Annotated in this window: 13 protein-coding genes; all 13 read left to right on the top strand. The window is 27.5% G+C overall.

The window, feature by feature from the left end; translation table 4 throughout:
• Positions 1-2 precede the first annotated feature (2 nt).
• The 13 genes from MCOLE_RS02135 (at position 3) to MCOLE_RS02075 (ending at position 12685) form a co-directional block, all read left to right on the top strand.
• On the top strand, positions 3-497 hold the full coding sequence (locus MCOLE_RS02135) for a YceD family protein (RefSeq protein ID WP_100671552.1): 495 nt from the start codon (positions 3-5) through the stop codon (positions 495-497).
• Positions 498-518: 21 nt separating this feature from the next.
• Positions 519-698, top strand: a complete 180-nt coding sequence (gene rpmF, locus MCOLE_RS02130; protein WP_011183295.1) for a 50S ribosomal protein L32 — start codon at positions 519-521, stop codon at positions 696-698.
• A 135-nt stretch (positions 699-833) separates the two neighbouring features.
• On the top strand, positions 834-1289 hold the full coding sequence (mraZ, locus tag MCOLE_RS02125; RefSeq protein ID WP_099651232.1) for a division/cell wall cluster transcriptional repressor MraZ: 456 nt from the start codon (positions 834-836) through the stop codon (positions 1287-1289).
• Positions 1289-2215 carry a 16S rRNA (cytosine(1402)-N(4))-methyltransferase RsmH gene (gene rsmH / locus MCOLE_RS02120; RefSeq protein WP_100671039.1) on the top strand — a complete coding sequence of 309 codons (927 nt, stop codon included), beginning with the start codon at positions 1289-1291 and terminating at the stop codon, positions 2213-2215. Before mraZ ends, rsmH begins: the two co-directional genes overlap by 1 nt.
• Positions 2216-2237: 22 nt before the next feature.
• Positions 2238-3545: a hypothetical protein gene (locus tag MCOLE_RS02115; protein WP_100671037.1), complete on the top strand. Its 1308-nt coding sequence runs from the start codon at positions 2238-2240 to the stop codon at positions 3543-3545.
• Positions 3546-3558: 13 nt separating this feature from the next.
• Positions 3559-4749: a cell division protein FtsZ gene (gene ftsZ / locus MCOLE_RS02110; RefSeq protein WP_100671035.1), complete on the top strand. Its 1191-nt coding sequence runs from the start codon at positions 3559-3561 to the stop codon at positions 4747-4749.
• Between the two features lie 12 nt (positions 4750-4761).
• Positions 4762-5160 carry a cell division protein SepF gene (gene sepF, locus MCOLE_RS02105; protein WP_164704239.1) on the top strand — a complete coding sequence of 133 codons (399 nt, stop codon included), beginning with the start codon at positions 4762-4764 and terminating at the stop codon, positions 5158-5160.
• A gap of 71 nt (positions 5161-5231) precedes the next feature.
• Positions 5232-6209, top strand: a complete 978-nt coding sequence (locus MCOLE_RS02100; protein ID WP_164703852.1) for an alpha/beta hydrolase — start codon at positions 5232-5234, stop codon at positions 6207-6209.
• A gap of 279 nt (positions 6210-6488) precedes the next feature.
• The gene (gene ileS / locus MCOLE_RS02095) at positions 6489-9215 is read left to right on the top strand and encodes an isoleucine--tRNA ligase (RefSeq protein ID WP_100671031.1); all 2727 of its coding nucleotides are present in this window, start codon (positions 6489-6491) and stop codon (positions 9213-9215) included.
• Between the two features lie 22 nt (positions 9216-9237).
• Positions 9238-9861, top strand: coding sequence for a signal peptidase II (locus MCOLE_RS02090; protein WP_100671029.1), 624 nt, complete (start codon positions 9238-9240; stop codon positions 9859-9861).
• On the top strand, positions 9845-10780 hold the full coding sequence (locus MCOLE_RS02085) for an RluA family pseudouridine synthase (protein ID WP_100671027.1): 936 nt from the start codon (positions 9845-9847) through the stop codon (positions 10778-10780). Before MCOLE_RS02090 ends, MCOLE_RS02085 begins: the two co-directional genes overlap by 17 nt.
• Positions 10761-12212: a hypothetical protein gene (locus tag MCOLE_RS02080; RefSeq protein ID WP_100671025.1), complete on the top strand. Its 1452-nt coding sequence runs from the start codon at positions 10761-10763 to the stop codon at positions 12210-12212. The genes MCOLE_RS02085 and MCOLE_RS02080 overlap by 20 nt, the downstream gene beginning before the upstream one ends.
• Positions 12212-12685: a deoxycytidylate deaminase gene (locus tag MCOLE_RS02075; RefSeq protein WP_100671023.1), complete on the top strand. Its 474-nt coding sequence runs from the start codon at positions 12212-12214 to the stop codon at positions 12683-12685. Before MCOLE_RS02080 ends, MCOLE_RS02075 begins: the two co-directional genes overlap by 1 nt.
• The last annotated feature ends 26 nt before the right edge of the window (positions 12686-12711 follow it).

The raw sequence follows: 12711 nt of genomic DNA, 5'->3' as shown, positions 1-12711 counted from the left end.
TGATGAATAGACAATATTTTGAAAAAAATGTACATACAGAATTAACTGAAGTAATTAGTGATTTAGATGATATTAAACTTAATAATGTACTAGTTAAAAAAATTAAATATTTAGATTATGACATTGATGTCGATTGAGTTGACTCAATCAAAACTGTAAGCGTTAATGGTGTGATCAATTTTACACTTGATGCAATTGATTCTAGAACTGGTGAAGAATTTGAATACACAAATTCAATTGATTGAAGTGATGAATATTCATTTTCTGATTCTATAAATGATCATGCTAACATTATAGTTGGTGAGGAATTTGATATCAAAAACTATGTAATTGAACAAATAAATATAAATTTACCTTTTAATTTATCAAATAATAGTGATATAATAAAAAAGACTGGATTTGGTTGGACAATTATGTCTGAAGATGAGTTTTATCAAAATGAACAAAACAAAGTTGATCAGAGATGAGATAAATTAAATGAGTTCAAGAAAAAATAAAAATGTTAAGGGGGTTTTGAGATGGCTGTACCATTTAGAAAGACAAGTAAATCTGCTAAAAATAAAAGAAGAAGTCATTTAGCTTTAGTAGCTTCTAATTTAGTTTCATGCGAAAACTGTGGGTCAATGATTAAACCACACAGAGTTTGTAGAGAATGTGGATTCTATAAAGGAAAAGAAGTTAAATCTGTTCAAGATTAATTTCTGTTAATAATAATTAGATGAGGATCTCCTCATCTTTTTTTGTGTTTATTTTTATATTTTTAATAACTTTTTGCATTTTTTATTAACAAAATAGAATAAATATAGTAATATATATTTATAAAGTGGGAAGAAATGGGGGAAAGTGGTATGTTATTCTTTGGAACATATGATCATAATCTGGATGATAAGCAAAGACTTACCATTCCTTCAAAAATGAGAAACAAGATTTTGAACTCAACAGTTTATGTTTCTAAAGGTTTTGAAGGAAGCCTTGAAATGAGAACTGAAGAAGAATTTGAAAAATGAAGTTCTCAAATCTTAAATCTTTCTTCTTTTAATAAAGAAACAAGGATGTTAACTCGTGAAATTATTGGTAATACTCATGAAGTTGAAATTGATAAGATGGGAAGAATTAAAATTCCTAACAACTTATTGAAATTAGCCAATATTGAAAAAAGTGTTTACATTCTTGGGATGGGTGACAGAGTTGAAATATGAGATCAAAATTCATATGACAATTATCAAAATGAAAACAGTGACAAAATGGAAGAAATTGCTGAAACAATTTATCAAGGTTTAAATAAATAATGGAAAAACATATACCAGTATTATTAAAAGAATCAATTGATTACTTAAACATACATGAAAATGGAACTTATGTTGACTGCACTCTTGGTAGAGCAGGACATTCAAGTGAAATATTAAAAAGATTAAGTAATGGTAAATTATTTTCAATTGACCAAGATGAAACAGCTATTAGCGAAGGAACTGAAAAACTTAAACAAATTAGTGATAATTTCAAAATCTTAGAAGGAAACTTTGTTAACATTTCAGCAATGTTAGCAATGCAAGGAGTGTTCAAAGTTGATGGAATACTTTATGACTTAGGAGTTTCTTCACCACAATTTGATGTGGCAGAAAGAGGATTTAGTTATAGATTTGATGGTCCACTTGACATGAGAATGGATAGAACTAACAATAATTTAACAGCTCATGAAATAGTTAACAATTATAGCCAAGATGAACTTGAGCAAATATTGTGAAATTATGGAGATGAAAAGTTTGCTAGATCAATTGTTAAAAATATTATTGCTTCAAGACCAATTAATACAACTTTTGAATTAGTAGCAGTAATTAAAAAATCTTTGCCTGCAAAAATTTTGAAACAACAAAAACACCCAGCTAAAAAAACTTTTCAAGCTTTAAGAATAAGAGTTAACAATGAAATGGAAACTTTAGAAAATTCATTAGAGCAAAGTTTAAACTTATTAAATTCGAAAGGAAGAGTAGTAGTTATTACTTTCCATTCGTTAGAAGAAAAAGTAGTTAAAAATATATTTAAGAAGTATACACTTGATGAGCAACAGTTTTACTTAAGCAATTTACCTTATGAAATTGAATCATCAAAAGACTTCAAATTGATATTTAAGAAACCATTAAAACCGACAAACACAGAAGTTGAAAATAATAACAGAAGCCATAGTGCAAAACTATGAGTTATAGAGAAAAAATAAGAAATATAAAGAGGTAAAAGTTATGATAAGAAATAATAAAACATTCACAACAGTAGAAATTAGAAAAAACGTAGTTAAGATTAATGCTTATAGAGTATTGGAAAAAAACATTATTTCTATTTTTGAACAAGAAATTGAAGCTAAAAATAACTCTACCTTTTTAACTGATAATGGGATTGTTAAAAGTTCAGCTTCAAGTGAGCTTAAAAAAGAAATTTCAGCAGTTATTAAATCTATTATTAAAGATCAAGCAGATTTTAAAGATAATAAAATTTTTATGATTTTGCCAAGTTCAACTTATGCATTTGCAACAAGAACTTATCATATAAACAGTTCAAGTACAATTTTAATTAACGAAGAATATATTAATGATTTATTCAAGAAAACCGTTAAAAAAGAACAACAAGCGAATAATGCATTTCATTTAGATGTTCAATTTACAAAAATTAAAATTGACGGTATTAAATATGCTCATAAAAATTTAAAAGTTGAAGGTAATAATATTGAATTAACTGTTTCAGTAAGATCAATTTTCAAAAAAGTTTATGATACACATAAAAATGTAATTGAAAAAGTTGAAGACAGTCAAAATTCTTTCATGACTAATCTTGAAGCTTTATACAACTCAATTCAAAGACCTGGAAAAGATGAAAACGACATTGTTGTTGTTAACTGAAAAGAAGAACATATCGAAGCTGGATTATTTAAAAATGGATCATTTATTGAATATACTTCAACAAATATTGGAATGAATAAAGTTATTTCAAAATTATCAGATGAATTTGGACTAAGTGATGAAATGAGTAAACATTACCTATACAACAACATAAACTTTGATTCATCAAACATTTTAAGAACAATACTATTAAAATTTAAAAACTCAGTAATTACTAAAACATTATCTGGTGAACAAATTCAATTAATCGTGAAAAAATACGTTAAAGAAGCCTATAAAGAAATTAAAGAATCATTTGTTTCAAAAGAAAAAATTGATTTTGTTGTAACACCAATATTTAATTTTGGTTTAATTCAAGAAATTCCAAATGGAATATCTTTAATTTCAAATAATAAAGTTTCATCTGACTACATCAATCAAGTAAAAATTATAGGAGCTTTAAAAAATAATGAACACTTTGAGAGCTATGGTTTCATTAATAAAATTGCAAATAAATTTATTACAAATCAAATTAAAACTAAAAAACAAAAAATCACTAATGCAGGTCTTAATATGCAGTTTTCATTTTATGATGATTTCAGCGGTCAAAATAAAGCAAGTAGTCAATTATATTTAAAAAATGATGGTATAATAATAGATAAAGTAGAAGCATAAAAGGGGAAAAAATATGAACAATAATGCACAAGAATTTAGTCAAAAAGCCAAAATAAAAGTAATTGGAGTTGGTGGTGGTGGAAACAACGCCGTATCAAGAATGTTTGAACAAGGAGCACATGGTGTTGATTTCTATATAGCAAATACAGATGCACAAGTTTTAGCAGGATCAAATGTCCCAAATAAAATCATTTTAGGTGAAAAATCAACTAAAGGATTGGGAGCTGGAGCAAACCCTGAAGTAGGTAAAACAGCTGCATTAGAATCAGAAAATGAATTAAAAGCTGCACTTGAAGGTGCTGACTTAATCTTCGTAACAGCTGGAATGGGTGGAGGAACTGGAACAGGTGCTGCTCCAGTTATTGCAAGAATTGCTCAGGAAACAGGAGCATTAGTTGTTGCTATTGTAACTAAACCATTCAGATTTGAAGGAAAATACAGAAATACTTTTGCTGAAGAAGGAATTATTGAATTAAAAAAATATGTTGATTCAACAATCGTTATTTCAAATGACCGTTTATTAGAATTTATTGGAGCTAAACCTATTCAAGAAGCATTTGGGGAAGCCGACGCAATCTTAAAACAAGGTGTTCAAACAATTACAGATTTAATTGCAGTTCCTGCATTAATTAATTTAGACTTTGCTGATGTTAAAACAGTTATGTCTAAAAAAGGAAATGCATTATTTGGAATTGGATTAGGAACAGGGCCAGATAAAGCTAATTTAGCAGCAAATGATGCTATTTCATCAACTTTACTAGAAGCTGCTATTGCAGGAGCTAAAGATGTTATTGTTAATGTTACTGGTGGAGAAGGGATATCATTAAATGATGCTTATGATGTTGTTGACGTTGTTAACCAAGCAATTGATAATCCAGAGGTAAACATTGTATTTGGAGTTGCTATTAATAAGGAACTAACTGAAAAAGATGAATTAGTTGTAACTGTTATTGCTACTGGATTTGATGAAGAAATGATGAAAACAACAACAAGTTTAGGAACAAAATCAAACGCAACATCAACATTTGCTAACTTAAGAACTTCAAGTCTTTATAAGTCAACTCATGTTGAAGAAGAACCAAAAGTTCAAACATCTTTTGAAGAAGATGTATTACATGCACACCAAACAATGCATTCTGCAAATAACACAACTTCAAATTATTCTGACGAAACTGAAGATGATTTCCCAACATTTTTGAAGTAGTAGGAGAATAAAATGAAAATTAAAGAACTATTAGATAAAGTAAAAGCTAAAAGATTTGAATCAGGGGAAACAGATCAAGCTTTAGCGGATGTAAATGCATACAGCATTTATGATGAAGAAATCGAATCTACTAATGAAGAAGTGGAATATTCAAAAGAGAGTGAATTAAACACAATTAACCAAGATATTCCTTCAAAAAGAACTGAAATAATTAAACCAGTTTCATTTTCAGATGCAGCAAAAATTGCAGATGAATTGAAAGTTAATAAAATTGTTTTAATAGATCTTTCTGAATTAGAAAAAGCAGAAAAAAGAAGAATTATTGATTTTATATCAGGCGTAATATACATTAACGATGGTATCTATAAAAAAATTGAAGGTAACATTTATAAAATATTAATTAGGAAATAAGCATTGCTTATTTTTTTATTTCATTTTTATTTGTATGTTTATAGTAAAATATAAATAATAGAAAAGAGGTTATTATGTCAGAATATTCAACATTAGCACATAAAATGATTCAAATGTGGAACTCAAGTTTCTCAAAAATAATCAAACAACGTGAAGAAGCTGCTAGCTTAAAAATTAATTTTGTTAAAGCGATTAATAACTTTAATTCAACTAATAGGAATTCAAATAAGAAATTAAAAATAAAAGAATATAAAAACCCAACATCTAACTTTACAATTCTTTCAAAAGATGGCGTAAAAATAGTCGCAAGTGTATGACTAAACCCGAAGCCAAGTAACAAATGAGTAGTAGGAGTACATGGGTTTAATTCTGGAAGATTCAATGTTTTATATTTAACTTGACACTACCGTTCATTAGGATACAATATCATAACTTTTGATTTCAGAAATCATGGATCAAGTGATAGTGATGTTGTAACTTGAGGTTACAAAGAAAAGTGAGACTTAATGACAATTATTTCATGAGTAACACAAAATTATAAACCAGAAGAAATAGGTCTTGTTGGAACAAGTATGGGTGGATTTACGATTAACTATTTAGCTTTAACAGAAGAAAAATTTGTTAAAGAAAATAATATTAAATGAGCAATCTCTGATTCAGCTTATATGTCAGTTTCAAAACTTTTAAGAAGAATGGTTGCTAATAATGCTCCAAAAATATTTGAAAACTACGTTAACCTAGTATTAGAAGATATGTTAAAAATTTATAAAAATGAATATGGCGTAAACCTAGTCGAGCTTGATTTTATTAATTTAATTGAAGCAAAACATAAATATATACCGATTATGTATATTCATAATAGATTTGATCGAGTAACAAACTTTTTGGATAGTTTCAAAATGCATGATGTTAAAAATAATATTGAAGAATCAGAGGCAAACGAATTGATTATTTATGATACTGGAATTAATCACACTAAATCGATTATCAAATTTACTGAAGATTACATTTTAAGAACAACTGAATTTGTAAAAAAACATCAAATTTAATCAAAAATAAGATAAAATATTATTATAAAAACTAAAGGACAAGTTTTTTAAATCAATTATTTAGAGAGAACTAGTGTATGGTGTGAACTAGTAATAACATTTAAAAGATATCACCTTTTTTTAACAGAAAAGAAAAATTATATTGAGTAGAATTCTGCGGTGGGACCGTTAAAACCTTGAAGATGATAAATTAAGTTTTAATTTATTAATTAGGATGGTACCGCGGTTAATCGCTCCTTTATATAGGAGCGATTTTTATTTTTAAAAGGAGATTAGAAAATGAAAAATATTTATAAAGATACATTATTAATAGGTCAAACGGATTTTGACATGAGAGCCGGATTAAAGGATAAAGAACCAGTAATTCAAGAAATGTGAGAAACAAAAAATATTTATGATCAAAAGCAAAAAATAAATGAAGGTAAGCCTTTATTCATGCTACATGATGGTCCACCATATGCTAATGGTGATTTACATATTGGTCACGCGTTAAACAAAACTTTAAAAGATATGATAATCAGATGAAAAAATGCTAATGGATATTTAGCTCCTTTTATCATGGGATGAGATACACATGGATTACCTATTGAAACAGCTGTTACTAAAATGGGTATTGATCGTAAAAAAACACCTGCAGTTGAATTTAGAAATATGTGTAAAGATTACGCTTTGAAACAAGTTGCAAATCAAGCAAATCAATTTAAGCGTTTAGGTATTTTCTCAAATAGTGATGTTAAATATATAACTTTGACGCATGATTTTGAAGTTAGTGAATTAAGATTATTTCAGAAAATGTATGAAAAAGAAATGGTTTACAAAGCCTTAAAACCTATTTACTGATCTCCTTCAAGTGAATCTGCTTTAGCTGAATCAGAAATTGAATATAAAGATGTTAAATCACCAACTATCTTTGTAGCTATGAAAATTGTTGAAGGTAATGAAAAAATTGATACTGATACTGAAATTGTTATCTGAACAACAACACCTTGAACTATACCTTCAAACCAAATGGCTGCAGTTGGTGAAAACATTGAATATAATATTGTTAAAGCAAACAATAGAAAATTTATTTTAGCGTCGTCATTAGTTAATAAAGTGGCTGAACAAATTGGTTGAGAAACATTTGAAATTTTAGAAACTCTAAAAGGACCTGAAATTGCGGGTATTAAATATGCTCACCCATTGTATGAACAAAAAATTAATCAAGTTGTAATTGGACACCATGTTACAGACGAAGCAGGAACAGGTATTGTTCATATTGCAGGTGGATTTGGTGAAGATGACTACTTAATCGTAAAACAACACGGTTTAGAACCATTTGCCCCAATTGATGATCAAGGAAAATTCACAAACGAAATTGCTGAATTTAATAAAGAACTAGTTGGTGTATTTTATGAAGATGCAAACAAAATTGTTGGAATGGATTTAGATGCTAAACAAAGATTATTAAAATTAAAATTTGTTTCTCACTCTTATCCACATGACTGAAGAACTAAAAAACCAGTTATATATCGTTGTACTTCACAATGATTTATTGGTTTAGATAAAGCTAAAGAACAAATCTTAGCTAATGTTGATAAAATAACAACAAAACCAGAGTGAGCCAAAAAACGTTTATATCAAGTGTTAGAAGATAGAACTGATTGAACTATTTCGCGTCAGAGATTATGAGGTGTACCAATTATTGCATTCTATGATGAAAATGATAAGTTAGTGTTAAACAACGAAATCTTAGCATTTGCTATTGATAAAATTGCTGAACTTGGAACAAACTCATGGTTTGATAAACCAGCAGATACATTCTTACCTGAAACTTACAGAAATAAAAACTTAAGAAAAGAAAAAGATATTTTAGATGTTTGATTTGATTCAGGTTCAAGTGCTATTGCATTAAGTGAAAGATTTGAAAAATTACCATTACCATATGACTTATATTTAGAAGGTAATGATCAATACCGTGGGTGATTTAATGCGTCAATGATTAATTCAACTATTTATTCAGGTAAATCTCCTTATAAAAAACTTATTTCACATGGAATGACAGTTGATGAAAAAGGAAATAAAATGTCAAAATCATTAGGTAATGGAATTGATCCTATTGAATTTGCAAATACACAAGGAGCAGATATTTTAAGATTATGAGTAGCTTCAACAGACTACACTGATGATCAAAAAATTGGTCCTGAAATTATTAAACAAATCGGGGAATCTTACAGAAAAATAAGAAATACAATGAGATTTATTTTAGCAAACTTATTTGATTTTGATCCAAGTAAAGATTATCAATCAGATTTAACTGAAGTTGATAGATATGCTTTACATAATTTAAGTGTTATTAAAAATAAAGCTAGCGAAGCTTATGATAACTTAGCATATAACCAAGTTTATAACTTAGTAATAAATTATGTAACTAAAGATTTATCTTCATTCTATTTAGACTTTATTAAAGATATTTTATATATTGAACAAAAAGATTCTTTAAGAAGAAGACAAGTTCAAACAGTTTTATATGAACAACTTTGAATGTTAATAGATTTATTAAGACCAGTATTAATTCATACAATTGAGGAAGTTTACCAATCAATGGTTAATTTACAAAAAGTTGAATCTGTTCATTTATTAGATAATAAAAAACAAGATTTCATTGAATCAGATGAATTTTTAAATAAATGAAATAATATTATGATTCTAAGAGATGACGTGAATAAAGCATTAGAAATCGCAAGAGAAGAAAAAATTATTAATAAAGGTTTTGAAGCTGTTGTTAATGTTTGTTTAAAAGATGAATTTAAAAATATTGAATCAACATCAGAATTAGAAAAAATCTTTATTGTTAACTCATTAAATTTCACAAGTGATTGTTCAAATTTATCAGAACAAAAAGTAGCTTATGTTGGTGTTGAACCAAAACAAGGAGCAAAATGTGAAAGATGTTGAGGAATATTTGACACATTAATTAATGATGAAATTTGTGAAAGATGTAATTCAGTAGTAAAATCATTATAAATATTTTTAAGGGGTAATAAATATGTTTAAAAATAAAATATCTAATTTAATTTTAGGTTTAAAATCATATAATTTTAAGTGAAAATTTAAACTAATTGTGGCTACCCCTATAATGAGTTTTTTGATACTCTCAGATTGAATAATCAAATGAATTGTTGTCGCAACAATGAAAGAAAACGATTCAAAAACACTTATAAATGGATTTTTAAATCTTCAATACAAAATAAATCTAGGTTCTGCTTATGGTCGCGGAGATTATGCAGAAGGCTTAGCTAAAACAATAACTTTAGCAACATTATTTGTGGCAGTACTGATTATTGTATTCATATTTTTAAATGATAAAAAATGAATCATCACCTGTTCAATATTATTAGCTGGTGGTTTTGCAAATTTATTAGCAAGAGCATGAGCACCAGCTACTATTAGAGATGGGCAAGAGATTTATGGTGGAGTAGTAGACATGTTTGTATGAGGTTTTAACTTCTTAGGTTCTTCAGGCTATATATTTAATTTAGCTGATATGTGAGTAAATATAGGGGTTGGAATCGGAGCATTGTGCTTCATTATAGAAATAGTCAACATATTTAAGCCAAAAAAAGAAAAAGAAATAAACAAAGAGGTAGATAAAAATGATGTTAAAAGCTAATGTTGAAAAAGTAAGGTTAGATAAATACTTAGTAGATGCTTTAGCTGAATCTGCTGAATATTCAAGAAGTTACATTCAAACTTTGATCAAAGATGGAAATGTAATAGTTAATGGTAATGTTGAAACAAAACAAAACTTTAATTTAATTGGAGATGTTGAAATAGAAATTAATATTCCCGAAGTTAAAGCATCAACAATTAATCCTGAAAAAATTGATTTGGATATTGTTTATGAAGATAACGATATTTTGGTTGTTAACAAGCCAAATAACATGGTTGTGCACCCTGGAGCAGGAAATACAGAAGGAACAATGGTTAATGCACTATTAGGAAGAGATGCTGAGTTTTTAAGTACAATTGGTGGTATTGAAAGACCAGGAATAGTTCACAGAATAGATAAACAAACAACAGGTTTATTAATTGTTGCCAAAAATGATAAATCACATCAAGTATTAACCGAAATGTTAAAGAACCATGAAATATATAAGGAATATGTAGCTTTAGTTTGAGGAGAAATTAAAGAAGACAAAGGAATCATTGACGCACCAATTGGAAGACATCAAAATGATCGTAAAAAAATGATGGTAACATCAAAAAATTCTAAATATGCAGTAACAAATTTTGATGTTATTAAGCGCTTAGATAAAACTACTTTAGTTAAATGTGCAATTGAAACAGGTAGAACACACCAAATTAGAGTTCACTTCAATTTTATTAAACATCCTATAGTTAATGACCCTGCATATGGTAAATTAGCTGAAAAGCAAACTGATTTCGGACAAATGCTTCACGCCTATAAATTAGAATTTTTACACCCAATCACAAAAGAAATGGTAAAATTAAAAGCAGAATTACCAAAAGAATTTACTGATAAAATTCTTCAGGAGGGTGGTGTTGAAAATGACTGAAAAACAATCTAACACTTATCAAGCATTAGTAAAGTTTTTAAAGAAAGAATACAAATACAAAAATGTGGATAAAAAAATAAAGGAATCACGTGTTTTATTTATTAATAACTCTAATGAGTATGCATTGATAGAAGTTCAAATTCAAGATTCAACAGAAACTTGATCAAACATTGAAATGACTGCGCAAAAAAACTTTATGAATCAAAAAAATAAAAAATTAAAAATTGTGATTAGTGAAAATGAAAATAATTTAACTGAAGACGATACTGAAATTTTGGTTGTAACTACACCAGAGAAACTTAAAAACAATTTAATTAAATTCTTACCATTAATTTCAAAATTAAATGAAAGTTATATTTCAATAGAAAAAGTAAAAGAAAATAAGATTCAAGATGAAGAATTAAATGATGAAATTAAATTGAACAATTTTAAAATTGCTTTAAACAAAATTAAAAACAATAATATAAGTTTTACTTGAATCATCTTATTCTTTTTCATAATAATGCCAGTTTCATTTACAATCATTGGATTATTTATGAATTTAAATACTCTACAAGAAGTTGCTTATGGTAGTGGTGGCCCAGAAAAACCTTCTTATTTATTAACTGTTTGGTGACAAGCACCAATGATTATATTTGGTGGGACCAATCAAACACTAACAATTGCTGGTGGGCAATGATGAAGAATATTTACTTATGGATTTAGTGCGATGGATTCTGCTAATGGTATATTGTTTAGTGCATTAATGATTTTCTTATTAACAACGTCATTATTTTCAATAAGTAAAATTACTGAAATTATTATCGGTAATGTTTGAAAGTTAGCTATTTCATTTGTTTTAGCATATATAACACTTGGATTTGTAGTTTCAGCTACACTTCCATATACAATAACTTCTGGTTCTCTACCAATTATAGGAATCATGGTTGGTATATTATCAATGAATATTTCAGGAGAAACATCTCCAATTGCAAGATTTGGTAAAGTTAAAGTTATTTGACCAATAATTTTAATTATCTTAGCTATTTTTAATAGTCAAGATCAATTAAGTTCATTCTCAGTGTTAATGTCAGGTATTATCTTTGGTTCTATTTTTGCTGGATTGGTTAAAAAACCAGTTAAGGAATGAACATGAAGAGAAAATATATTAATTTTATTCTTAATTATTTTCATAGTTGTAGGAATAGTATTTGTTGTAACTCTTAAAAATGCCCCAGCATATAACTATAATGTTATTACTGCTTTACAATTTTATGCAAAAAATAATATTGGTGGTAATTTTGATCATTATAACCAAATTATTGCAAAAATTGGATGAATTGGAAGATTTGAACAAGGATTTTGAAATGATAATTTCCCTATGCAATCTACTCCAGTAACTGTAAACAATATTGCATCTATATTTGATTCGATTTCAAGTTTTAGTTTAGGAATGAAATTATAATGAAAAGAGAGGATTTTTTAAGCTGAGAACAATTCTTTATGACAGTTGCAAAAGTTTGTGCAATGAGAAGTAAAGATCCTTCAACTCAGGTTGGTGCTATTCTTGTAAACAATTTAAATCAAATAATATCTACTGGTTATAATGGTTTTCCTAGAGGTGTAGATGATGATAAATTCCCTTGATCAAGAGAAGGAGAATGAATTGATACTAAATACCCATATGTAGCTCATGCCGAGTTAAATGCTATTGTGAGTGCCAGAACTAATTTAACAGATTGTGATGTTTATGTAACATTATTCCCATGTAATGAATGTACTAAAATCATTATTCAAGCAGGTATTAAAAAAGTATTTTATCTTGAAGATAAATACAAAGATTCAAACGAAGTTAAGGCGTCTAAGAAAATGCTAGATGCAGCACAGATTGAATACAAACAAATTAATGATTTTAATGTAAAAGTATCAATAAACTAATTGAAAACCTCACAAATGTTAGCGTG

This window comes from Mesoplasma coleopterae (genome assembly GCF_002804245.1).
Lineage (GTDB): Bacteria > Bacillota_I > Bacilli_A > Mycoplasmatales > Mycoplasmataceae > Mesoplasma > Mesoplasma coleopterae.
The sequence above is the reverse complement of the archived record's forward strand: the minus strand, read 5'-3'. Positions and strand labels throughout refer to the sequence as shown.